Raw genomic sequence first — 21,668 nt, 5'->3', positions numbered from 1 at the left:
CGGTCAACCGATTCCGGGGATGAGCGAGACGAGCAGGTCGATGAGTTTTATGCCGATGAACGGCGCGATCAGGCCGCCCAGGCCGTAGACGGCGAGGTTGCGGCGGAGCAGGCGGTCGGCGCTGACCGGCCGGTAGCGCACCCCCTTGAGGGCGAGCGGGACCAGCGCGACGATGACCAGGGCGTTGAAGATCACCGCGGACAGGATCGCGGAGTCGGGCGAGGACAGACCCATGATGTTGAGCTTGTCCAGGCCGGGGTGGACCGCGGCGAACAGGGCCGGGATGATCGCGAAGTACTTGGCGACGTCGTTGGCGATGGAGAACGTGGTGAGCGCGCCGCGGGTGATCAGGAGCTGCTTGCCGATCTCGACGATCTCGATGAGCTTGGTCGGGTCGGAGTCGAGGTCGACCATGTTGCCGGCCTCCTTGGCGGCCGACGTGCCGGTGTTCATCGCCACGCCGACGTCGGCCTGCGCTAGCGCGGGGGCGTCGTTGGTGCCGTCGCCGGTCATCGCGACGAGCTTGCCGCCGGCCTGCTCCCGCTTGATGAGGGCCATCTTGTCCTCGGGCGTGGCCTCCGCGAGGAAGTCGTCGACACCGGCCTCGTCGGCGATGGCCTTGGCCGTCAGCGGGTTGTCGCCCGTGATCATGACGGTCTTGATGCCCATGCGCCGCAGTTCCTCGAACCGCTCGCGCATGCCCTGCTTGACGACGTCCTTGAGGTGGACGACCCCCAGGACGCGGGCGCCGCGTCCGTCCTCGACGGCGACGAGCAGCGGTGTGCCGCCTGCCGCGGAGATGCGCTCGACGACCGCCTCCGCGTCCTCGGCGACCGTGCCGCCGCGCTCGCGGACCCAGGCGACGACGGAGCCGGCGGCGCCCTTGCGAACCCTGCGCCCGTCGACGTCCACGCCGGACATGCGGGTCTGCGCGGTGAACGGGATCCACGCGGCACCGGTGAGTTCGCCCCGGTGACGTTCGCGCAGGCCGTACGTCTCCTTGGCGAGGACGACGACGGAGCGGCCCTCGGGCGTCTCGTCGGCCAGGGAGGAGAGCTGGGCGGCGTCCGCGACCTCGGGCCCGGTGGTGCCGCGCACCGGCACGAACTCGGCGGCCCGCCGGTTGCCGAGGGTGATGGTGCCGGTCTTGTCGAGCAGCAGGGTGGAGACGTCACCGGCGGCCTCGACGGCGCGGCCGGACATGGCCAGCACGTTGCGCTGGACCAGGCGGTCCATGCCGGCGATGCCGATCGCGGAGAGCAGGGCGCCGATCGTGGTCGGGATGAGGCAGACCAGCAGCGCCACGAGCACGACCATCGTCAGGTCGGAGCCCGCGTGGGCGGCGAAGGACGGGAGGGTGGCGCAGACCAGCAGGAAGACGACGGTCAGCGAGGCGAGCAGGATGTTCAGCGCGATCTCGTTGGGCGTCTTCTGCCGGGCCGCGCCCTCGACCAGGTTGATCATGCGGTCGATGAAGGTCTCCCCCGGCTTCGTCGTGATCTTGACGACGATCCGGTCGGAGAGCACCTTCGTGCCTCCGGTCACGGCGGACCGGTCCCCGCCCGACTCGCGGATCACGGGTGCCGACTCGCCGGTGATCGCCGACTCGTCGACGGAGGCGACGCCTTCCACGACGTCGCCGTCGCCCGGGATGACGTCCCCGGCCTCGCAGACCACCCGGTCGCCGACGCGCAGATCGGTACCCGGGACCCGCTCCTCGCGGTCACCGACGAGGCGGCGGGCGACCGTGTCGGTCTTGGCCTTGCGCAGGGTGTCGGCCTGGGCCTTGCCGCGGCCCTCGGCGACCGCCTCCGCGAGGTTGGCGAAGAGCACGGTCAGCCAGAGCCAGGCGCTGATGGTCCAGCCGAACCAGTCGCCTGGGTCCTGGAAGGAGAAGACGGTGGTCAGGACCGAGCCGACGAGGACCACGAACATGACGGGCGACTTCACCATCACCCGCGGGTCGAGCTTGCGGAAGGCGTCGGGCAGCGACGTGAGCAGCTGCTTCGGGTCGAAGAGGCCCGCTCCGACGCGGCCCTCCCCGGCCTGGTGACCGGTGGGCGCGTCGCCGTGCGGCGCCCGGGTCGGGGTGGCTGTGGACATGGCGTCCTCGTGCTTCTGCGTTTGGGTGTGCTTCTGCGTATGTGTGTGCGTCTGCGTGTGGGGGTGCTTCTGCGTGTGGGGGTGCGTCTGCGTGTGAGGGTGCTTTTGCGTGTGGGGGTGCTTCTGCGCGTCCGTGGTCATGACGCCAGCCCTTCGGCCAGCGGGCCCAGGGCGAGTGCCGGGAAGTAGGTCAGACCGGTGATGATCAGGACGGCGCCCGCGAGCAGACCGGTGAACAGCGGCTTCTCGGTGCGCAGGGTGCCCGCGGTGGCCGGGACGGGACGCTGTCCGGCGAGCGAGCCGGCCAGCGCCAGGACGAACACCATCGGCAGGAAACGGCCGAGCAGCATGGCCAGGCCCAGGGTGGTGTTGAACCACTGGGTGTCCGCGTTCAGACCGGCGAAGGCCGAACCGTTGTTGTTCGAGGCCGAGGTGTAGGCGTAGAGGATCTCGGAGAAGCCGTGCGCCCCGCTGTTGGTCATCGAGTCGCCGGGGGTGGGCAGGGCCATCGCCGCGGCGGTGAAGGTCAGGACCAGCGCGGGGGTGACGAGGATGTAGAGGGCCGCGAACTTGATCTCCCGGCTGCCGATCTTCTTGCCGAGGTACTCCGGGGTCCGTCCGACCATGAGCCCCGCGATGAACACCGCGATGACCGCCATGATCAGCATGCCGTAGAGCCCGGAGCCGACTCCGCCGGGCGCGATCTCGCCCAGCATCATGCCGAGCATCGTGATGCCGCCGCCGAGACCGGTGAAGGAGGAGTGGAAGGAGTCCACCGCGCCGGTCGAGGTGAGGGTGGTGGACACCGCGAAGAGCGACGAGCCGCCGATGCCGAAGCGCAGCTCCTTGCCCTCCATCGCGCCGCCCGCCGCCTGGAGGGCCGGGCCGTGGTGGGCGAACTCCGTCCACATCATCAGGGCGACGAAGCCGGCCCAGATGGCGGCCATGGTGCCGAGGATCGCCCAGCCCTGGCGCACCGAGCCGACCATGACGCCGAAGGTGCGGGTCAGGGCGACCGGGATGAGCAGGATCAGGAAGATCTCGAAGAGGTTGGTGAAGGGGGTGGGGTTCTCGAAGGGGTGGGCGCTGTTGGCGTTGAAGTAGCCGCCGCCGTTGGTGCCCAGCTCCTTGATGACCTCCTGCGAGGCGACCGCACCGCCGTTCCACTGCTGCGGGCCGCCGGTGAACTGGCCGACCTCGTGGATGCCGGCGAAGTTCTGGATCACTCCGCAGGCCACCAGGACCACCGCGCCCGCGACGGCCAGCGGCACCAGGACACGCACGACGCCGCGCACCAGGTCGGCCCAGAAGTTGCCCAGCTCGCCGGTGCGGGACCGAACGAACCCGCGCACCAGGGCGACGGCGACGGCGATGCCGACCGCCGCGGAGACGAAGTTCTGCACGGCCAGGCCGGCGGTCTGCACGACGTGGCCCATGGCCTGTTCGCCGTAGTACGACTGCCAGTTGGTGTTGGCCACGAAGGACGCGGCGGTGTTGAACGCCTGGTCCGGGTCGATGGCGGCGAAGCCCAGGGAGCCGGGCAGGACGCCCTGGAGCCGCTGGAGCAGGTAGAGGAGGAGGACTCCGGCGAGGGAGAAGGCGAGGACGCCGCGCAGGTAGGCGGGCCAGCGCATCTCGGTGTCCGGGTCGGCACCGATGCCCTTGTAGATCCACTTCTCCACACGCCAGTGCGTGCCGGAGGAGTAGACCCTGGCCAGGTGGTCGCCGAGGGGGATGCAGGCGAGCGCCAGCGCTGCCACGAGGGCGAGCGTCTGGAGCAGGCCGGCGAGGACGGGGCTCATGGGGTGCTCAGAACCTCTCCGGGTGGATCAGGGCGAGGACGAGGTACCCGAGCAGGGCGACGGCCACGATCAGGCCGACGATGTTCTCGGCGGTCACAGCTTCGTCACCCCCTTGGCGACGAGGGCCACGAGCGCGAACACCGCGATCATGGTGACGACGAAGGCCACGTCGGCCATCGCGAGCTCCTAGTGAGGTGCGAACGGGAGTCTGACAAGAAGAGGGAAGCCCCCTTCCGGCCGGATTCGTTCGCCGTTGATGGCTTCCTTACGGTGGCGTGAACGGCTTTGACGCCTCTCTTACGGCGGGCCCGCCGGGCGGCGGCCGGAGGAGGCGGCGGCCGGAGGAGGCGGGGCCGCATGGGCAGCGGCCCGACGGACGGCGGCCCGACGGACGGCGGCAGCGAGGCAGCGGCGGCCGCAGGGCGGCGGTCCGTGGGCGTCCTGCGTCGGCATGCCCGGACGGCTGCCGGAAGCGATACTGGTACCAGCCGCGGGACGACGTCCGCCACACGCCTGCGCCACGGGGCGGTCCCGCGGTCGGCCACCGCGGCGGCGCCTTCGCCGCCGCCGGAAGGGGCGTCGCGATGTGCCACTGGACCGCCTTCTCGGGTACCCCCCTCCTTCCCTGCCGGACGCTGCTCCGGCCGGAGCACTCGCCGACCGATGACCCGACCGATGACCCGCCCGGTCATTCGCCCGGTCATTCGCCCGGTCACCCGACCGGTCACCCGACCGGTCACCCGACCGGTCACCCGACCGGTCACCCGTCCAGTCACCCGCCCGGGGCCGACCGCCCGCCGCCGGAGCCGACCCGGCACATCCGCTCGGGCCCGTCCCCCGGGCCCGCCGGTGCGGGACCCCGGGGGTGAGGGCCGTGGCCTACGCCGACGGCACGGCCCGGGAGGCCACCGGTACGGGCACCGACCCGCAGGGCGACCCGTACCTGCGCACACGGTTCGCCCTTCCCGCGCGGCCCGCCACCTTCCTGCGGCGGCAGCGGCTGGTCGCGCATCTGGACCGGGCCCTGCGCACCCCGCTGACGGTGGTCAACGGTGCGGCCGGCGCCGGGAAGACCCTCCTGACGGCCGACTGGGCCGCGGGGCTCCGCCTGCCGGTCGCCTGGCTGACCGTCGAGGCCGGGGACCACCGGCCCGGGGTCTTCTGGGCCTACGTCTTCGAGTCCCTGCGCGTGAGCGGGGCACGGCCGGCCGGTGCCACCGGGGCGCCCGCGGACCCGGGCGGCGTGGGGCGCGGGCTGCTGTCCTCGCTCGCCGCCGAGCTGGACGCCCGCGAGCGTCCCGTGGTCCTCGTGCTGGACGAGTACGACCGGACGGCCGCCGCCGAGGTCGCCGAGCAGCTGGAGTTCGTCCTGCACCACGCCGGACAGGGGTTGCGCCTCGTCCTGGTGACCCGGACCGAGCCACTGCTCCCGCTGCACCGCTACCGGGCCGCCGACGAGCTGACCGAGATCCGCGGTGCCGAGCTGTCCTTCACACCGGAAGAGGCCGGCGCGCTGCTGCGCCTGCACGGACTGCACCTTCCCGAGCACGCCGCGTCCGCCCTGGTGGACCGCACCCGGGGCTGGGCCGCCGGGCTGCGGCTGTCCGCCCTGGCGGCCCGGGAGAGCGCCGACCCCGAGCAGTACCTGAAGGACTTCGAGGCGGACCACAGCACGGTCGCGGACTTCCTGCTGGCGGAGGTCCTGGAGGGCAGGACGGAGGAGGAGCAGGACCTGCTGCTGCGGGTCAGCGTCCTGGACCGGTTCTGCCCGGAGCTGGCCGACGCCCTCACACTGCGCGCCGATGCCGGCCCCCTCCTGGCCGGGCTGCACCGGGAGAACGCGTTCATCGAGCGGCTGGGGCACTCCTGGTACCGGCTGCACCCGCTCTTCCGGGAGATTCTCCGGGCCCACCTGCGCGAACGCCTGCCCGGGGTGGAACCGGAGCTGCACCTGCGGGCCGCGCGCTGGCTGCGCGTATCCGGCTTCCTGCCGGAGACGCTCGCCCACGGCGCCGCGGGCGGCGACTACGACCTGGCCGCCGGCGCGCTCGTCGACAACCTCGCGATCGGCCAGCTCTTCACGGGCCTGCGCGCGGACGCCCTGGCCCAGCTCTTCGCCGGGATGGGGCCCGAGGCCGGCAGCCCGGCGAGCGACCTCGTGCGGGCGGCCGGGGCACTGGCCCGTCGGGACCTCGACCACGGTCTGGACCGGCTGCGGCGGGCCCGGGACCGGCTGTCCGACGCCGAGGACTCCTCCGGCGTGGCGGCGGCCCGGCTGAGCTGCACGCTCCTGGAGGCGCTCGCCGCCCGGCTCACCGGATGCCCTCCGCGGGCCGAGCGGGCCGCCGCGGCGGCCGAGGAGCTGCGCCGGGACCTGCCGGAGCACCTGCTGGACGAGCACCCGGAACTGACCGACCTGCTGAGGACCCACGTGGGTTCGGCCCGTCTGTGGGAGGGGCGCTTCGACGACGCGCGGGCCGTGCTGACCCGGGTGACCGGGGCCCGGGGCGGGTCCGCCACCGTCCTGCCCCGCGCGGAGGCGATGGGGCACCTGGCGCTGATCGACTACCTGGGCGGGTGGCTCGGCCGGGCCGAGCGCAGGGCGCTGGCCGCCGTGTCCGAGGCGGAGCGGGCGGGTCTGCCCCGGCCTCCCGGCGCGGGCCTCGGCCGGCTGGTCCTGGCCGCGGTGGCCGTGGACCGGCAGGAACTGGACCGGGCCCGGGCGCTGCTCGACGAGACGGCCCGGCTCCCGGCGCGGGAGCACGACCCGGTGCCGACGGCGGGGCGGGCCCTGGCCGTCTCCCGGCTGCTCCTCGACGCCGGTGACCCGCGCGCCGCCGCCGAGGCGGCGGAGCCGGCCGTGTCCGCGGCCGTGACCTCTCCCTGGGCGGAGAGCCACGCGGCGGTCGTCCGCTCCGCCGCCCGCCTCGCCGACGGGCGGCCGGACGAGGCCGTGCGGCTGCTCGACGGTGTCTCCGGCGGCCAACCGGTGTGTGCCGTGGAGGCGGCGGCGATCCAGGTCGCCGCGGGGCGCCCGCGGGCGGCGGCCGAACTGCTCGGTGCCGTACGGGCCGAGGGACGCACCGGACCCGCGGTGAGCGTGGGGGCGGCGCTGGCCCGGGCCCGGGTGGCCCAGGAGGCGGGAGACAACGCCACCGCCCGCGGACTCGTCGCGCGTGCCCTGCTCGACGCCCGGCGCGAGCGGCTGCGGCGGCCCTTCCTCCGGGCCGGAGACTGGATCGAACCGCTGCTGGCCACGGCCCCGCTGCGTGCACTCGCCGAGGACTGGCTCCTGCCCGGCCGGCCACGGGGGCACGCCGGGCCGGCGCGACCCGTACCCGAGCGGGCGCCCCGGGCGCCCCTGGTGCCGGTGGAGCTGAGCGCGCGCGAGCGTGACGTCCTGCGGCGGCTGGCGCGCCTGATGACCACGGAGGAGATCGCCGCCGACCTGTACGTGTCGGTCAACACGGTCAAGACCCACCTCAAGAGCGCCTACCGCAAGCTGGCGGTGAACCGGCGCAGCGACGCGGTCCACCGCGCGCGCGAACTGGGACAGCTGTGACGGGGGCGGGGAGGACGCGTGATGTCCAGGGGTACGAGCAGGGCCGAGCGGGTGACGGACCGACGGGAGCGCCGGACCGAGCACCGGGCCCACGCGGACTACACCGGCGGCGTCTACGGCTCCATGCTCGCGGCCTCCGTCGTCGTCGGTGCCGGCTCCCTGGGCTCCTTCCCCCGTGCGGAGCTGGTCCTGTTGCTGCTGCTCACCAGCCTGGTGTTCTGGATCGCCCACGTCCACGCCGAGTTGTTCGGAGCGCGCCTCGCCCGGCGTCCACCGGACCGTCGGGTGATCCTGCACGTGTGCCGGGCCGAGTGGCCCGTCGTCAAGGCGGCCGTACCGCCGGCCGCGGCCATCGCCGTCAGTCCCCTGCTGGGGCTGGACGTCCAGGGAGCCCTGTGGCTGGCGCTGTCCGTCGCCGTCGCCGGACAGGTGGGCTGGTCCGTCGCCGCGGCACGCCGTGCGGGAGCCTCACGACGGCTGGTGGCGGCGACCGCGACGGTCAACGTGCTGCTCGGCCTGGTGATCGTCGTCGTCAAGATCGCGCTGACGCACTGACGCACTGACGCACTGACGCAGATACGCCCGTACGCCCGTCCGCGCTCACCTCACCGTGGCACCGGAGTCACCTGTACCGGGTGAGGGCGCCCGAGGGCGGTGCGGCGCACCATCGTCGGGAGGAGCACCGCCCGCCCCGGAGCCCCGGGCGGCGTCCCGAGCCCGTCCGGTGGGAGGACCGCTCGTGCGCTACGAGATCCGAGTCGAGGGACATCTGTCGGAGACGCTGGCCCACGCGTTCCCGGAGCTGGAGCACGTCGTGATGTCCGGCCAGACCGTCCTGTTCGGCACGGTGATCGACGAGGCCCACCTGTACGGGCTGCTCACCCGCTGCCAGTCCCTGGGCCTGCGCGTGCTGGAGATGCGGCAGCTTCCGGAGTGAGGCTCGCCGCCGCGACGGTACGCGGCCCGCGCGTCGTCGCCGGACCGGTCTCACACCCCGCGACCCGCCGGACCGGTCTCACACCCCCGCGACCCACCGAACCGGCCTCACACCCCCGCGACCCACCGGACCGGCCTCACACCCCGGCGGCCGTGATCCGGCCGGAGCGGCAGGCCGTTCTCAGGGCTTCATGGTCGCGTTCGTTCTGGTCCGCGTACGACTGGGCGAACTCGGTGAGCGCCCGGTCGAAGCGGTCGCCGCCGCCCAGGTAGGCGGCGAGCGCGATGGGGTCGCCGGAGCGGGCGTGGGCCCGGGCCAGGCAGGCACCGCAGAGCCGGGCGAAGAGGGCGAGCAGGTCGGGGCCCATGGTCTCCGGCCGCGCGATGCCCTTCCAGTCCCACAGCTGGCGCACGTAGAAGTCCCGGCTCTTCCCGTCGAGGCCGGTGACGTGCGTCCAGCCGAGGAGGATGTCGCTGGTGGTCTGGATCAGGCGCTGGCCGGTCACGACCCTGCGGCCCTGGTTGTCGTGGCGTTCGCCGCCCGTGTGGGGGGCCAGCACCGATTCCGCCGCTTCCTTGGCCTGGAGCAGCAGCGGATCGTCGTCGTCCCTGCCGAGCAGGAGCAGCACCCAGCAGCGGGTGCCGACGCTTCCGACGCCGACGACCTTGCGGGCCATGTCCACGAGGCGGTAGTGGCGCAGCAGGTGCCGGCGCTCGGGGGGCAGGCTCCGTACGTAGCCGTCCACGACGGACCGCAGTTCCTCTTCCAGGGCCGCCGCGGACAGGCCGGCCGTGGCCGTCAGATCGCCGAGGGGGGTGATCAGCGGCGGGTCGGGGGTGATGCGACGGCCCTCGGCCGTGACCCGGGTGAGTTTCGCGAACGCCTTCGTGTGCGTCCGCGTACGGGCTCTGGCGGCCGCGTCCCTGAGCCGGTGCTCCGCTTCCCCCCGGGCCTGTGCCGCCAGCAGTTGCCGTACGTGGTCGGCGTCGTCCTGGGCGTACCAGATGTCCAGGGTCGGCATCCCGGCGAACTCCCGCATGCGCTCCCGGTAGGCCCGCACACAGGCCCGTACGAGGCGGTTCTGCTCCTTCGGTGCGAAGCCGTTCGCGCGGGCCGCGATCACGAAGCCGGTCGCCAGCCGTTTGACGTCCCATTCGAAGGGACCGGCCAGGGTCTCGTCGAAGTCGTTGATGTCGAAGACCAGCCGGCGCTCCGGTGAGGCGAGGAGCCGGAAGTTCAGCGGGTGGGCGTCCCCGCACAGTTGCGCCCGGAGGCCGCTGTCGGGCAGGCGTGCCAGGTCCGCCGCCATGATCGCCGCCGCGCCGCGGTAGAAGCGGAACGGCGACTCCAGCATGCGGGCGTAGCGGATCGGCACCAGGTCCGGGACGCGCTCCGCGGACTGGCGCTCGAGGAGGTCGACCGGATCACCACGCCGCCGCCCCGCCGCGTACCGGCCGTGGGACGAACGCGGCGCGCGGGCCCGGGCCGTCCTGCCGTACGCGGCCCGCTCGCCCGGCGACGGGGAGGCGGTGAGGAGCCCGGGCACCGGGAAGGTGCGGCCCCCGTCCTGCGCTGTCGGTTCGCTCATCTCGCGTCCCTGCGTCTCGTCGGGGCCCGGTGGGCGGATCGTTCCGCATCCACCTCACCGCCCGGGCGGCGCGGGGGGATCACCCGCGCCGGGTGACCCGGCCCCCGGTTCCGCAGCCGACCCTGGAACGGACACGTATCCGTCCTCCGGCACTCACCGGCCGTCCCCGTCGGGCGGTCCGGCGGCGCCCGGCCGGACCACGAGGAGGCGCCATGACCGTGCCCCGCGACGCGGCGGGACCCACCGGGCGGGGAGGCGGGCCCGGCACCGCGGCGCCGGACGACCCGGCGCGGGTCCTCGCCCGAATCGGCCGTTCCTGGACGTGGCTCATGGGCGCGGCCGTCGCCACGCTGGTCCCCGGTGTCCTGGTGCTGGTCTGGCCGGAGGCCACCCTGCACGTCCTGGCCGTCCTCGTCGGCCTGTACCTGCTGCTGACCGGTGTGTTCCGGTTCGTGGCCGTCTTCGCGCGCGAGGGACACGAAAGGCTGCCGGGGCTCCTGCTGGCCCTGCTGTACGTCCTGGCCGGGGTGCTGTGTCTGCGCAACCCGCTCCAGACCGTCGCCGCGCTCTCGCTGATCGTCGGCCTGGTCTGGCTGGTGTCCGGCCTCCTCACCCTCTACGCCGCCCTCGTCGCCGAGAACCTGCCGCACCGCGGCCTCGTCATGGGGATGGCGGTACTCGCCGTCGTCGCCGGGATCGTGGTGCTCGCGCTGCCCACCGAGTCGGCCCGGGCCCTGACCCGGCTGCTCGGCCTGTGGCTGGTCCTGCTGGGCCTGGCCGAGGCGGTGGCCGCCCTGGGGTGGCGCTCCGCGCTGCGCGGGGTGCGTCCGGGGGGCCGGGGCACATCGCCGGCCGGCACCTGACCCGGCCGCCGCGGCCGCCCGATCACCCGTGGCGGGTGATGCCGAGCGGTGAGCCCGTGAGGACCCTGAAGCCACCACGGAACGACGGCCGGGCCACGCCCGGGACGGAGGACGGACATGAGCGCACCGACCTACCTGGCGTACGACTATCCGCTGCTGGGGGCCTTCTGGACGATGCTGATGATCTTCCTGTGGATCATGTGGTTCGTCCTGCTCTTCCGCGTCATCGCCGACATCTTCCGGGACGACGGGCTGAGCGGCTGGGCGAAGGCCGGCTGGCTGGTGTTCTGCATCCTCCTGCCCTTCCTGGGCGTGTTCGTCTACGTCATCGCCCGCGGCCGGAACATGGGGCACCGGGAGACGACGCGGGCCCGTGCGCAGCAGGAGGAGTTCGACGCCTACATCAGGAAGACCGCGGCCGGCGGGTCCAGCAGCGTGGACGAGCTGGCCCGGCTCTCCGAGATCCGTGACCGGGGTGCCATCACGGACGAGGAGTTCCGCAGGGCGAAGGAGCTGGTCCTGTCCGGTCACGGCCCGGCGGAACGCAAGGAGACGGCGGGTACCGGCGCCGCCGCCCGCTGATCGGCCCCTACCAGGAAACGGAAACGAGGTCCGAGATGACCGCGACACACACCCGCCCGGCCCACACCGCGAGCCAGGGATGGGCGACCGGCCTGACCGCCTTCGCCGCCGTGATGCTCTTCCTCGCCGGGCTGCTCACCCTCTTCCGGGGCATCATGGCCATCGCCGAGGACGACGTGTTCGTCACCACGCCCGACTACGTCTTCGCGTTCGACCTCACCAGCTGGGGCTGGATCCACCTCGTCCTGGGCGCCCTCGCCATGGTCGTCAGCGCCGGGCTGCTCAAGACGGCGGTGTGGGCGCGGGTCACCGGCGTCGCCATAGCCGCGCTGGTGATCATCGCCAACTTCCTCTCCCTGCCGTACTACCCGGTGTGGTCCGTCGTCATGATCACCGTCTCGGGCTTCATCATCTGGGCCCTGTGCGTGGTGGAGCGCGGCGGCAACCTGTACGACCTGTCCGGTGAACGTCGGCCGTGACGGGGAGGGACCCTCATGACTCGGGCAGACAAGGACACGGCGCGGGGGCCGTTCCTCTCCCGCCCCGCCGTCCGTCGCCTGGTGCCGTTCGTGCTGATCACCGCGATCGCTCTGGTCTTCATCTTCGAGAACCGTTCGAGCGTCGAGATCCGCCTCCTGATCCCCATGGTGACGATGCCGCTGTGGGGTGCCCTGCTGATCGCCTGGGCCCTCGGCGTCCTCGCCTGCGTCTTCACCGTCCGGCGACGGTCGAACCGGAACCTGCGGAAAAGGGGGTGACGCCTCGGGGGTGAGGACACAGGTCAGCCCTGCCGGCGTGTGCCGGCAGGGCTGGCGTGCGGTGCCGCTTCCGGCGGGGTGGGTCAGCGGTTGGAGTAGCTGAAGTCGCCCACGGTCCAGGCACTGACGTCCTCGATGGCGATGCGGTACATCCCGCCCGTCTCCGGGATCCCCACCGTGCCCTGGAGGATGCGGGCGACGTGGAAGTGGAGGTGCGTGGGGGGTCCGTCCTTCTTCGCGGGGGTGTCGAAGACGGCGGCGAAGTCACCGAGGCGGGCGGAGTCCGCCAGCACCTCGGACACCCGCTGCCTCCACACGGCTTCGGGAGCAAGGCGACCGGTGATGACAGCACCACCGGTGACCACGGTCAGGGACATCTGGTTGCTCTGCCCGGACTCCACAAGGGCAGCGATGTCAACGATCAGCTCGTCAGGCTTCGGCATGACGACGGATTCTATGCCCCGGCCCGGCCGGGCGGCCCGGCCGGTGGTGCCACCGGACGGGAGGGGCGTGCGCGACGGCGCTCCGCACGACCGCCCGCGCCCTCGCGCCCCGTCAGGCGCGGTCGTCGCCGGAGGCCCGCGCCGTCGGCTCCGCCGCCCGTCCGCCGGGGTGGCGCAGGGCGCAGAAGTAGCCGACGGCGAGGGCGAGGGCCATGCCGTAGAAGACCCACTGGTTGGCCTCGGCGAAGTCCCTGCGGATGTCGGGCATCGCCTCGCGCACCGTCGTGGCCAGGGCGCCGTCCCCCGTGGGGGCGCGGGTGTCCGCGGTGCCGGTGATCGCCTCCGTCACGTCGCGGGCGGCGGCGTGTTCGGCGTCCGGGGGCACCCCGCGCGAGCGGAGCGTCTGAGTGACCCGGTCGGTCATGGTGTGGGTCAGGATCGTGCCGAACACGGCGAGGCCCACGCTCGCCGCGTAGTTGCGGACGGTCTGGGTGATGCCGGTGACCTCGCCGTAGGAGGCGTGCAGGGCGCGGTTGACCGCGTCCGTGGAGGCCGGGGCCAGGATGAGGCCGATGCCCGCGCCGGCGAGCGCGACGTAGGGCCACTGGTCGTGCATCGACAGGTCGGTGAGCTTGCCGGCCCAGAGCGCGAAGCCGACGGCGCCGAGCACGCAGCCCGTCCTCAGTGCCGGCCCGGCGCCCCGCTTGTCCAGGATGCGGCCGCCCCACTGGGAGGCGAGGGCGAACCCGACGAAGAAGTACAGCAGGTACAGGGCCGCCTGGTTGGGCGAGGCGCTGAGGGAGACCTGGGCGTAGACCGAGGCGAAGAAGAACACGGGGACGAACGCCAGCATCGCGAAGAAGAGCACCAGCGCGTCCACGGTGAAGGCGCGGTCCCGGAAGACCGCGAGGTTGACCAGGGGGTGGCGGGTGACGCGGAGTTCGTGGCGGCAGAAGACGTGGAGGAGGGCGAGGCCCGCGGCGATGCAGGCCCAGGTCGCCGCGGAGTCCCAGCCCCAGGACGAGGCCTGCTGGAAGCCGAGCACGCTCAGGCCCATGCCGGCGACGATCAGCAGGGCGCCCTTGACGTCCAGCGACTCGTCGCGGCGGTGGTCGGCGATGCGGGCGAGCGCGGTGAGGACCAGGGCGATGACCGCCACGGGGACGTTGACCCAGAAGACGGACCGCCAGGTCCACGCCGTCAGCCAGCCGCCGAGCAGCGGGCCCACGGCGGTGAGGGCGCCGGTGAGGCCGAAGAAGAGGGCCAGGGCGCGGCCCCGGCGCTCGACGGGGAAGACCGCCACGACCACGGCGAGCGCGGCCGGGAAGAGCAGCGCGGCGCCCAGGCCCTGCGTGGTCCGGAAGACGATGAGCCAGGTCAGCGCGGCGTCCCCGGCGGGTGCGCAGCCGCACAGGACCGAGGAGACGACGAAGATCAGGGTGCCCGCCACGACCACGCGGCGCGGCCCCCACAGGTCGGCCAGGCGCCCGCCGAGGGCGAAGAACGCCGCCAGGGAGAGCAGGTAGGCGTTGATCACCCACTGCATGCCGGAGCTGGAGAGGCCGAGTTCGGCGACGATGTCGGGGGCCGCGATCGAGACGATCGTCTGGTCGATGAAGGTCATCGCCACCGCGAACATCATGGCGGCGAGGGCAAGCGACTGGGAGGCGGTGTGACCGGTTCCGGGCGTCTTCGCGTCCCGCCGCGGGTGCGTTCTGCTCACCCGGCCAGTGTGGGTCCGGCCAGGTGACGGCGCATGCCGAAGGAGGAGGCCCGCCGTACGGACGCCCCGCCGGGCGCGGTACGCAGGCTCAGCCGCGCCCGTACTCCGCCAGGGCCGGCGCCAGCAGGTCGAAGGCGCGCGGGGCCTCCTCGCCGAGCAGCCCGGCGATCTCCGGGTTGGTGCGGCCGGCCAGCGTCAGTTCCTGGATGCGGGTGAACAGGACGCGGTGGACCCCGCCCAGCAGGGCCGCGGCGGTGCGGGGGGTGATGTCCTCGGGCGAGGCGGCCGTGGCCCTGGCCAGTGCCTCGGCGAGGGCGTCCTCCCGCCGGTCGTGGAGGCCGCGGAGGCAGGAGGTGAGGGTGGGGCTGTCGGCGATCATGCGGGTGAAGGCGGGTCCGGCGAACCCCGCGACGGGGTCCTGGGCCGCCACCGCCGCCAGGAAGGCGCGGCGCAGCGCCGACAGGGGGGCCTCCCCCGGCTCGCGCGCGTCCACCGTGCCGGCCAGGGCGGCGACGAACTCCTCCTGGTGGTCGAGGGCCAGGTCCTCCTTGCGCGGGAAGTAGTTGGTCACCGTCTTCTTGGCGACGCGGGCGGCGTCGGCGATCTCGGCGATCGTCGTGCGCTCGAAGCCCTGCTCGATGAAGAGCCCGGTCGCCCGGTCGGAGATGAGCTGTCGCGTCTCGCGCTTCTTGGTCTCGCGCAGGCCCAGGGGTGCGGCGCCGTTCGGGTCCATGGGAATTTTTACCTCTGTCGTAATTTTATGTTGACGGCTAGCTTCGCCGTGGGTAAAGTTACTACCGATGAACGAATTTATCGAGCCGGGCACCGAGCCCGTACAGGAGTTCACCGTCAGCGGCCCCGACGCCGGCCCCTACGCGCTCGCCGAAGGATCGGACGGCGCCCTCTGGTTCACCCTCGTCCACCAGGACGCCGTCGCCCGCCGTGACCCGCGGGACGGCAGCGTCACCGTCCACCCGGTGGGGGCCGGGCCGACCGTCATCGCGCCCGGGCCGGACGGGGCGATGTGGTTCACCGAGTACCGGGCGCACCGCATCGGGCGGATCGCCCTCGACGGCACCTACTCCTCCTTCGCGCCGTCGACGCCCGACGGCGGACCGTTCGGGATCGTCGCCGGGCCGGACGGGGCGATGTGGTTCACGCTCTCCTCGGTGGACCGCGTCGGCCGCGTCACGACGGACGGTGACGTCACCGAGCACCCGGCGCCCGGCGCCTTCCCGTCCGCCCTCGCGGCCGGCCCCGACGGAGCCCTGTGGTGCACCCTCAACCAGCAGAACGCCGTGGGACGGCTCACCGTCGACGGCCGCGGCACGGCCCACCCCCTGCCGACCGGGGGCGCCGCGCCGGTGGGCATGGCCGCGGGGCCCGACGGCGCACTGTGGTTCACCGAGATCGGGGCCGGACGGATCGGCCGGATCACGGTGGACGGCGAGATCACCGAGTACCCGCTGCCCGACCCGGCGGCCCGGCCGCACGCGGTCACGGCCGGGCCCGACGGTGCGCTGTGGTTCACCGAGTGGGGCAGCGGCCGGGTCGGCCGGATCACCGTCGACGGGGCCATCACCTCGTACGCGCTGTCCCGCCCCGACAGCGAACCGCACGGTATCGCCGTGCACGACGGCGCGCTGTGGTGCGCGCTGGAGACCGGCGCCCTCGCCCGGATCGAGGTCCCCGCATGACCGCTCCCGACGCCGGCGTCCCGCACCCGCTCCCGCGGGACGCCCCGCACGCCCCGTACTCCCAGCCCGCCACGGAAGGAACCCGCTTGACCAACCGGACGCACGCCCCCGCCGCCTCCGCCCCCTCCCTCGACGCCGCCGCCGAGTTCGACCGGCAGGTCCGTACGCTCGTCGCGCTCGGCTATCCGGCGCTCTCCGGCCGCACCCCGGAGCAGTTCGCCGAACTGGTGGCCCCGCTGCGCGCCGAGGCCGTGGCCCGTGTCGGTGCCGGCGACGGCGACGGCGACGGCGACGGCGGGGAGTACGACCCCGCCGCCACCGGCCGCGTGCCCTTCGTCCTGGTCGTCACCCGCGAACTCGCCGCGATCGAGCGGACCATGCCGCTGACCGTGCTCCACGGGGGCCGGCTGCCCGGCTTCGTCGACCGCACCTTCGAACCGGGCTCCCTGGAACGGTTCGTCGCCACCGAGGAGGCCCGGCCGCCCGGCGGGAACGGGGTCCACCTGCTGTTCGACGTCGAGCGCGGGGAGGAGTTCTGCGGGGTCGTGCCCAACGACGCCATGGCCGCCATCGCCGGGCGGGGCCGCAGCCTGCTCACCATCGAGGAGGGCATCGCGCTGATGACGCACACCCCGCAGCTCCTGGTCAAGAACAAGTGCTTCTCGCTGGGCGGTTCGCGGTCCGGCGACCGTCGTGTCCCGGCGATCTGGATCAGCAAGAGGGCGCCGAAGCTCGGCTGGTGCTGGGCGGGCAATCCGCACACCTGGCTCGGCATGGCGTCCGCCGGCTCCCGCGGGGCATCCCGGGCCTGACCGCGGCCCCGGCCACGGGGTCTCAGCCGGTCCGCGCCACGCGGACCGGCAGCAGCCCCCCGTCGGCCGCCCCCCGGCGGCTCCGCACCGTCAGCACCAGCGTCACCGCGAGCGAGCCGGCCGCCGTCACGGACATCGCCGTCGCCGGGGAGCTGAACTGCGCCACCGTGCCGGCCAGCAGCGCGGCGAGCCCCTGGCAGGTGAGCATCCCGGCGGAGTGCAGGCCGAGGGCGTGCCCGGAGAGGTCCTCGGGGGTGAGGGCGACCAGCCGCTCCTGCTGGACCAGGCTCGCGCCGAAGCCGACCGAGGCCAGCGCGACCAGCACGGCGGTCAGCGGCAGCGGCGGATGCAGGAAGAGGACGAGGTAGGGAGCGGCCAGCAGCACCAGCAGCGGTACGCCCAGACGCGGGCGCACCCGGGCGGGCAGCAGCCGCCCCACCGTCACGTCCCCGGCCAGCATGCCGAACGCCGCGCAGGCGAAGAGCGTGCCCGCGGCGCGGGGGTCGTAGGAGACGAACAGGGACTCGCAGCCGACGACGAGGCCGTTGGGGATCCACAGGGCCAGGTAGAGGTGGCGGCGCGGACGGGACGACCAGAGCAGGGAGTTGGCCCGCCAGGTCGCCCGTACGGAGGGGCGGCCGGTGGCGCGCGGTGGCCGCCTGGTCAGCCGCAGGGCGAGGCCGGCCGCCGTGCCGTACAGGCCGGCGGCGAGCAGCAGGCACAGGCGCGGCGACAGTACGGCCACCAGGAGACCGCCGGTCGCGTAGCCGCCGATCTGCATGAGGCCGCTCGTCATGTTGAAGAGCGAACGCCCGGCCAGGTAGCCGTCCTTGGACAGGATCTCGGTGAGCAGCCCCCAGCGGACCCCGCCGCCCAGCGAGGCGATCAGCCCCTCGGCGAGGACGATGACGAGCATCGCCCAGACCGGCAGCCCGGGCAGGGCGAGAGCGGCGGTGGCGGCGGCGAAGGCGAGCGAGAGCCCGGCCAGCGTCGTACGCGGCGCCAGCCGGTCCGCTCCGGAGAGGAAGAGCGTGGCGCCGAGCACCTGGGCGAGGGCGGGGCCGAACATGCTCAGCGCGGACAGCAGCGGCGAGTCCGTCGCCCGGAACACCAGGATGCCGAGCGCCAGTCCGCTCAGCGTCTGGGCGGCGATGTTGGCCGAGGAGGAGAGGAAGAGGGGAGCGAACTCCGGGGTGCGGAACAGGTCCGCGTAGCTCTGGCGGCGCGTCGTGTCGGGCATGCGGGGAGTCTGGGCCGGTGCGGGACCCGGCCGTTAGAGTTTCGCGAGCCGGCGAAACCTCGCCGGAGCGCCCCGGCGCCGGGGAGGAGAGGCCGGGACACCGGACGGGGGGTGCGGGTCGCATGGGCTGGTGGCGGATCAGCGCCGACACGCTCGCCCGCAGCCGGTTCGTGCTCTCGCCGCTCGCCGAGGCCTTCGCCGCCCTGAAGCTGCTGCACGCCGGGGCGGCCGCGCACCCGGGCGAGCAGGCCTGGCTCGACACCCACCTGCCCGGCTACCGGCGCCGGCTGGCGGACGACCCAGTGACCGCGCTGCTCGTCCGGTCCGGGCTCGGGCGGCGGTGGATCGCCGACTTCCTCACGCCCGCCCCGCGCGAGGGCGAGTCCTTCGAGGAGGGGGTCGGGCGCGTCCGCGCGGTCCGCGGCGACGAGGCCCGCGCGGATCTGCGCCTGTCCCTCGCCGGTCCGCTCCCCTCCGCCCTGGACCGCGAGGACCTGCCCGAGCGGGCCGCCGCACTGCTGGAGTACGTGTGGGCCGAGACCGTACGGCCGGACTGGGAGCGCCGCCGCCGGGTGCTGGAGGCGGACGTGGCCGCGCGGACGGCACAGGTGAGCCGGGGCGGCTGGGCGGCGGTGCTGGACGCGCTGCGGCCCGGCACGCGCTGGCTCGGCGACAGCCGCCTCCAGGTCAACGCACACCCGTATCCGCCGCGGGCGCTCGCCGGCGCCGAGCTGGTCCTCGTGCCGATCACCGTGCAACGGCACGGCTGGGTGTCGTGGGAGGGGACCGAGCGGTACGCGGTGGTCTACCCCTGTGCCGGCGCGCTCGCGGACGAGGGCGCCCGGACCGTGCCCGCCGCCCTGGGCGCACTGCTCGGGCCGGCGCGCGCGGGGGTGCTGGTGCTGCTCGGCTCCCCCATGAGCACCAGCCACCTCGTCGGCGTGACGGGGCAGGGCCTCGGTTCGGTGGGGCGGCACCTGCGGGTGCTGCTGGACGCCGGGCTGGTGGAGCGGCGGCGCGCGGGCCGGTCGGTGCTGTACTCGCGCTCGGCGGCCGGGGAGGTCCTCGTCGAGGCGGGCTCCGGCGGAGCGGGTGGCGGCGGGGTGGGTGGCGGCGGGGTGGGTGGCGGCGGAGCGGGTGGTGTCGGGCAGGACGTGGCGCGGGCGGGTGGCGGCGGGCAGGACGTGGCGCGGGCGGGTGGCGGCGGGGGTGACGTGGCGCGGGGCTAGCATCCGCTCATGACGACCGCAGAGAACGCGCGCAACAACGACAGCCTCCCCCTCGACGTCGAGATCGGCTCCCTCCAGGGCGGCTCCGCCGACCTCTCCCGGTACGCGGGCCGGGTCGTGCTGGTGGTCAACGTGGCCTCCAAGTGCGGACTGACCCCGCAGTACGCCGGCCTGGAGCGGCTGCACGAGCGGTACGCGGAGCAGGGCCTCACGGTCCTCGGCGTGCCGTGCAACCAGTTCATGGGCCAGGAGCCGGGCACCGCCGGCGAGATCGCCGAGTTCTGTTCGGCGACGTACGGCGTGACCTTCCCGATGACCGAGAAGGTGGAGGTCAACGGCGAGGGCCGGCATCCGCTGTACGACCGGCTGACCGGCTTCGCCGACGCCGAGGGGCACAGCGGGGACATCCGCTGGAACTTCGAGAAGTTCCTGATCGGCCGGGACGGCAAGGTCGCCGCCCGGTTCTCGCCGCAGACCGAGCCGGAGTCGGCCGAGGTCGTGAAGGCCGTGGAGGAGCGGCTGGCGGGCTGAGCGGACGCGTCGGTCGACCTTGCCCTCGGGCCAGGCCCGAGCCTCGTCGTCGCCGGGCCTTCGAGGCGGTGGAGGAGTGGATCGCCGCTCGGGGGCTGACGGTGGCGGGGCCGTGCAGGGAGGTGTACTTCACCGAAACCGGGAGGCGGCGGGTCCCGAGGACCCGGTGTGCGACGTGGCGTCCCCGTGAGGTGAGCCGGCCCCGGGTCCGGAACTGAGCAGAGCCCTCTCGGCAAGGTCGGCGAACTGGTCGAGAGGGCTCCGTCGGCGGTGCCGGCGGACGGCGCGTGGAAGCCGTTACTCCTTGACCGAGGTCACGAAGGCGTTCCACGCGTCGGCGGGGAAAGCCAGGACCGGGCCCTCGAGGACCTTGGAGTCGCGGACGGCGAGCGCCGCCGCGACCGGTGACTTCACCTCGACGCACGCGCCGTTTCCTCCGGAGTAGGAGGACTTGATCCACGATTCCTGGGCGCCCTGAAGAATTGCCATGTCTGCTCCGATGGCGAGTCGCTGAGTGGTGTCGCCGCGCCCCGGACCCGTGGGGCCGCTGCGCGGTTCACGCCAATGACGCTTGATCTTTGGCGTGATCGACGCTACTCGCTGACCTCTCCCCCCGGAGCCGCCATTCACCCGACCGGATGGCATATTCCAGGTGAGTCTTCCAGTGCACCCCGACCGGGGTGTAGCATCCCGCCCTCACCAGCCGGGAAGCCTCGTCGGCCCCGCCGGCCTCAACGCGCGTACTCCTTGGCCACGTCCTCGATGAGCTGCCGGGACTGCTCCACGTTCAGGGCCTGCGCCCGCAGGTGCTCGTACATCACCGTGTACTTCTGCACGTCCTGCGCCTTCTCCAGGTACAGGTCGCTGGTCACGCCCTCGATGTACACGACGCTGGAGTCCGCGGTGTCGGTGAACTCCAGGATGGAGTACTGCCCGTTGATGCCGGGGTGCGCGCCGACGTCGAAGGGCAGCACCTGCACGGTGATGTGCGGGAGCTGCGACATCTCGGCGACGTGCTCCAACTGCTCCCGCATCACCTGCCTGCCGCCCACCGTCCGGCGCAGGCAGGCCTCGTCGAGGACCACCCACAGGCGCAGCGGGTTGCTGTCGGCGGAGATGCGCTCCTGTCGCCGTATGCGGACCTGGACCCGTTTCTCGATGTCGGCGACGGAGGTCTCGGGCAAGGCGCCCTGGATGAGCGCCTCCGCGTAGGGGCGGGTCTGCAACAGGCCGGTGATGATCTGGGGTTCGTAGGTGCGCAGCGATTCCGCGTCGGTCTCCAGGCCGATGTAGACGCTGTACGGGATGTCCCCGAAGGCGTGCCACCAGCCCTGCTGCCGGGAGTCCTTGGCCATCTGCATCAGCGAGTCGACGATCCGCTGGTCCTCGACCTCGTAGACCCCGCACAGGTCGCGGACGTCCCGCTGGCTGATGCTGCGCCGGCCGTTCTCCAGGCGGCTGATCTTCGACTGCGAGACCAGCAGCCGCTCCGCCACCTCCTCGGCCGTCATGCCCTTGACTTCGCGCAGCCGACGCAGCTCCTGGCCGAGCCGGCGCCGCCTGACGGTGGGATTGACATTGGACGCCACGGGACGTGCACCTCCGGCTGCGTGACTCATGTGTGCCACTTTGCGTATCTGCTGCTGAGCAGACTGCCACCAAGGTGCTTTCTACCGCTGGGAAACGGTCGATATGCGCCGCGTACACGCCAGTTCGGGGCGCCACCCTTACACATGGCCGCGCGCGGGGCGGCGGGACGGTGCCGGTGTCCGGTCGTGCCGGACGTTCGGCTGTCCCG

The 21,668-nt window shown here is 73.4% G+C and carries 21 protein-coding genes and 1 pseudogene; 12 read left to right on the top strand and 10 right to left on the bottom strand.

Annotated features, from left to right (window positions below):
* Positions 1–3: 3 nt before the first annotated feature.
* From kdpB to kdpF, 3 genes are all read right to left on the bottom strand, one after another.
* Positions 4–2,103, bottom strand: a complete 2,100-nt coding sequence (kdpB, locus tag AC07FV_RS27690; RefSeq protein WP_479090044.1) for a potassium-transporting ATPase subunit KdpB — start codon at positions 2,101–2,103, stop codon at positions 4–6.
* A 137-nt stretch (positions 2,104–2,240) separates the two neighbouring features.
* The gene (kdpA, locus tag AC07FV_RS27685) at positions 2,241–3,905 is read right to left on the bottom strand and encodes a potassium-transporting ATPase subunit KdpA (protein ID WP_479090042.1); all 1,665 of its coding nucleotides are present in this window, start codon (positions 3,903–3,905) and stop codon (positions 2,241–2,243) included.
* A gap of 7 nt (positions 3,906–3,912) precedes the next feature.
* The gene (kdpF, locus tag AC07FV_RS27680) at positions 3,913–4,002 is read right to left on the bottom strand and encodes a K(+)-transporting ATPase subunit F (protein WP_037922167.1); all 90 of its coding nucleotides are present in this window, start codon (positions 4,000–4,002) and stop codon (positions 3,913–3,915) included.
* 777 nt (positions 4,003–4,779) lie between these two features.
* On the opposite strand from kdpF, the gene AC07FV_RS27675 reads away from it, so the two are divergent.
* The 3 genes from AC07FV_RS27675 (at position 4,780) to AC07FV_RS27665 (ending at position 8,404) form a co-directional block, all read left to right on the top strand.
* On the top strand, positions 4,780–7,467 hold the full coding sequence (locus AC07FV_RS27675; RefSeq protein WP_479090041.1) for a winged helix-turn-helix domain-containing protein: 2,688 nt from the start codon (positions 4,780–4,782) through the stop codon (positions 7,465–7,467).
* Positions 7,468–7,488: 21 nt separating this feature from the next.
* A complete protein-coding gene (locus AC07FV_RS27670) occupies positions 7,489–8,022 on the top strand; it encodes a hypothetical protein (RefSeq protein ID WP_479090040.1) in 534 nt (177 codons plus the stop codon).
* A 184-nt stretch (positions 8,023–8,206) separates the two neighbouring features.
* Entirely contained in the window at positions 8,207–8,404 is a 198-nt protein-coding gene (locus tag AC07FV_RS27665) for a hypothetical protein (RefSeq protein WP_479090038.1), read from the top strand.
* 136 nt (positions 8,405–8,540) lie between these two features.
* On the opposite strand, the gene AC07FV_RS27660 is transcribed toward AC07FV_RS27665, so the two are convergent.
* Positions 8,541–9,992: a DUF2252 domain-containing protein gene (locus tag AC07FV_RS27660; protein ID WP_479090036.1), complete on the bottom strand. Its 1,452-nt coding sequence runs from the start codon at positions 9,990–9,992 to the stop codon at positions 8,541–8,543.
* 212 nt (positions 9,993–10,204) lie between these two features.
* Between AC07FV_RS27660 and AC07FV_RS27655 the strand changes: the two genes are divergently transcribed.
* The 4 genes from AC07FV_RS27655 to AC07FV_RS27640 all read left to right on the top strand — a co-directional run bounded on the left by AC07FV_RS27655 (position 10,205) and on the right by AC07FV_RS27640 (position 12,195).
* The gene (locus AC07FV_RS27655) at positions 10,205–10,855 is read left to right on the top strand and encodes an HdeD family acid-resistance protein (RefSeq protein WP_479090035.1); all 651 of its coding nucleotides are present in this window, start codon (positions 10,205–10,207) and stop codon (positions 10,853–10,855) included.
* Positions 10,856–10,972: 117 nt separating this feature from the next.
* Complete coding sequence (locus tag AC07FV_RS27650) at positions 10,973–11,437, top strand: SHOCT domain-containing protein (RefSeq protein WP_479090033.1); 465 nt, start codon at positions 10,973–10,975, stop codon at positions 11,435–11,437.
* A 35-nt stretch (positions 11,438–11,472) separates the two neighbouring features.
* Complete coding sequence (locus AC07FV_RS27645; protein WP_479090031.1) at positions 11,473–11,916, top strand: DUF7144 family membrane protein; 444 nt, start codon at positions 11,473–11,475, stop codon at positions 11,914–11,916.
* Positions 11,917–11,931: 15 nt separating this feature from the next.
* Positions 11,932–12,195 (top strand): LapA family protein, encoded by a 264-nt coding sequence (locus AC07FV_RS27640; protein WP_479090029.1) that lies wholly within the window; start codon positions 11,932–11,934, stop codon positions 12,193–12,195.
* Between the two features lie 83 nt (positions 12,196–12,278).
* Here the strand turns inward: AC07FV_RS27640 and AC07FV_RS27635 are convergent, their stop codons facing one another.
* From AC07FV_RS27635 to AC07FV_RS27625, 3 genes are all read right to left on the bottom strand, one after another.
* On the bottom strand, positions 12,279–12,638 hold the full coding sequence (locus AC07FV_RS27635) for a hypothetical protein (protein WP_383644719.1): 360 nt from the start codon (positions 12,636–12,638) through the stop codon (positions 12,279–12,281).
* A gap of 112 nt (positions 12,639–12,750) precedes the next feature.
* On the bottom strand, positions 12,751–14,280 hold the full coding sequence (locus AC07FV_RS27630; protein ID WP_479090071.1) for an MFS transporter: 1,530 nt from the start codon (positions 14,278–14,280) through the stop codon (positions 12,751–12,753).
* Positions 14,281–14,449: 169 nt separating this feature from the next.
* Positions 14,450–15,094 (bottom strand): TetR/AcrR family transcriptional regulator, encoded by a 645-nt coding sequence (locus AC07FV_RS27625; protein ID WP_479090027.1) that lies wholly within the window; start codon positions 15,092–15,094, stop codon positions 14,450–14,452.
* 67 nt (positions 15,095–15,161) lie between these two features.
* On the opposite strand from AC07FV_RS27625, the gene AC07FV_RS27620 reads away from it, so the two are divergent.
* Together AC07FV_RS27620 and AC07FV_RS27615 are read left to right on the top strand one after the other, a co-directional pair.
* Positions 15,162–16,058: a Vgb family protein gene (locus tag AC07FV_RS27620; RefSeq protein WP_479090025.1), complete on the top strand. Its 897-nt coding sequence runs from the start codon at positions 15,162–15,164 to the stop codon at positions 16,056–16,058.
* An 86-nt stretch (positions 16,059–16,144) separates the two neighbouring features.
* Positions 16,145–16,870 (top strand): DUF5701 family protein, encoded by a 726-nt coding sequence (locus AC07FV_RS27615; protein ID WP_479090069.1) that lies wholly within the window; start codon positions 16,145–16,147, stop codon positions 16,868–16,870.
* Positions 16,871–16,892: 22 nt separating this feature from the next.
* Here AC07FV_RS27615 and AC07FV_RS27610 read toward each other — a convergent pair whose 3' ends face one another.
* Complete coding sequence (locus tag AC07FV_RS27610; protein ID WP_479090023.1) at positions 16,893–18,110, bottom strand: MFS transporter; 1,218 nt, start codon at positions 18,108–18,110, stop codon at positions 16,893–16,895.
* 122 nt (positions 18,111–18,232) lie between these two features.
* Here AC07FV_RS27610 and AC07FV_RS27605 point away from each other — a divergent pair, with 122 nt between their 5' ends.
* The 3 genes and pseudogenes from AC07FV_RS27605 to AC07FV_RS27595 form a co-directional block, all read left to right on the top strand.
* Positions 18,233–19,339, top strand: a complete 1,107-nt coding sequence (locus AC07FV_RS27605; protein WP_479090021.1) for an ArsR/SmtB family transcription factor — start codon at positions 18,233–18,235, stop codon at positions 19,337–19,339.
* 9 nt (positions 19,340–19,348) lie between these two features.
* A complete protein-coding gene (locus AC07FV_RS27600; protein ID WP_432881799.1) occupies positions 19,349–19,870 on the top strand; it encodes a glutathione peroxidase in 522 nt (173 codons plus the stop codon).
* A 56-nt stretch (positions 19,871–19,926) separates the two neighbouring features.
* Positions 19,927–20,060: pseudogene (locus tag AC07FV_RS27595) on the top strand (GyrI-like domain-containing protein); the annotation flags it as partial.
* 107 nt (positions 20,061–20,167) lie between these two features.
* Here AC07FV_RS27595 and AC07FV_RS27590 read toward each other — a convergent pair.
* A complete protein-coding gene (locus AC07FV_RS27590) occupies positions 20,168–20,359 on the bottom strand; it encodes a DUF397 domain-containing protein (protein ID WP_479090019.1) in 192 nt (63 codons plus the stop codon).
* 242 nt (positions 20,360–20,601) lie between these two features.
* Positions 20,602–21,459 (bottom strand): helix-turn-helix domain-containing protein, encoded by an 858-nt coding sequence (locus tag AC07FV_RS27585; RefSeq protein WP_383644705.1) that lies wholly within the window; start codon positions 21,457–21,459, stop codon positions 20,602–20,604.
* Positions 21,460–21,668: the final 209 nt, after the last annotated feature.

The sequence above is a fragment of the Streptomyces sp. NPDC045956 genome, from assembly GCF_056430705.1.
This window is presented reverse-complemented; position numbering and strand designations above follow the sequence as displayed.

Bases quoted from the DNA above. Each gene is read 5' to 3' on its own strand.
- AC07FV_RS27620 (WP_479090025.1), top strand. From the start codon at position 15,162: ATGAACGAATTTATCGAGCCGGGCACCGAGCCCGTACAGGAGTTCACC.
- AC07FV_RS27660 (WP_479090036.1), bottom strand. From the start codon at position 9,992: ATGAGCGAACCGACAGCGCAGGACGGGGGCCGCACCTTCCCGGTGCCC.
- AC07FV_RS27600 (WP_432881799.1), top strand. From the start codon at position 19,349: ATGACGACCGCAGAGAACGCGCGCAACAACGACAGCCTCCCCCTCGAC.
- AC07FV_RS27635 (WP_383644719.1), bottom strand. From the start codon at position 12,638: ATGCCGAAGCCTGACGAGCTGATCGTTGACATCGCTGCCCTTGTGGAG.
- AC07FV_RS27640 (WP_479090029.1), top strand. From the start codon at position 11,932: ATGACTCGGGCAGACAAGGACACGGCGCGGGGGCCGTTCCTCTCCCGC.
- AC07FV_RS27590 (WP_479090019.1), bottom strand. From the start codon at position 20,359: ATGGCAATTCTTCAGGGCGCCCAGGAATCGTGGATCAAGTCCTCCTAC.
- AC07FV_RS27625 (WP_479090027.1), bottom strand. From the start codon at position 15,094: ATGGACCCGAACGGCGCCGCACCCCTGGGCCTGCGCGAGACCAAGAAG.
- AC07FV_RS27645 (WP_479090031.1), top strand. From the start codon at position 11,473: ATGACCGCGACACACACCCGCCCGGCCCACACCGCGAGCCAGGGATGG.
- AC07FV_RS27670 (WP_479090040.1), top strand. From the start codon at position 7,489: ATGTCCAGGGGTACGAGCAGGGCCGAGCGGGTGACGGACCGACGGGAG.
- AC07FV_RS27605 (WP_479090021.1), top strand. From the start codon at position 18,233: ATGGGCTGGTGGCGGATCAGCGCCGACACGCTCGCCCGCAGCCGGTTC.
- AC07FV_RS27610 (WP_479090023.1), bottom strand. From the start codon at position 18,110: ATGCCCGACACGACGCGCCGCCAGAGCTACGCGGACCTGTTCCGCACC.
- AC07FV_RS27630 (WP_479090071.1), bottom strand. From the start codon at position 14,280: ATGATGTTCGCGGTGGCGATGACCTTCATCGACCAGACGATCGTCTCG.
- kdpB (WP_479090044.1), bottom strand. From the start codon at position 2,103: ATGTCCACAGCCACCCCGACCCGGGCGCCGCACGGCGACGCGCCCACC.
- kdpA (WP_479090042.1), bottom strand. From the start codon at position 3,905: ATGAGCCCCGTCCTCGCCGGCCTGCTCCAGACGCTCGCCCTCGTGGCA.
- AC07FV_RS27655 (WP_479090035.1), top strand. From the start codon at position 10,205: ATGACCGTGCCCCGCGACGCGGCGGGACCCACCGGGCGGGGAGGCGGG.
- AC07FV_RS27650 (WP_479090033.1), top strand. From the start codon at position 10,973: ATGAGCGCACCGACCTACCTGGCGTACGACTATCCGCTGCTGGGGGCC.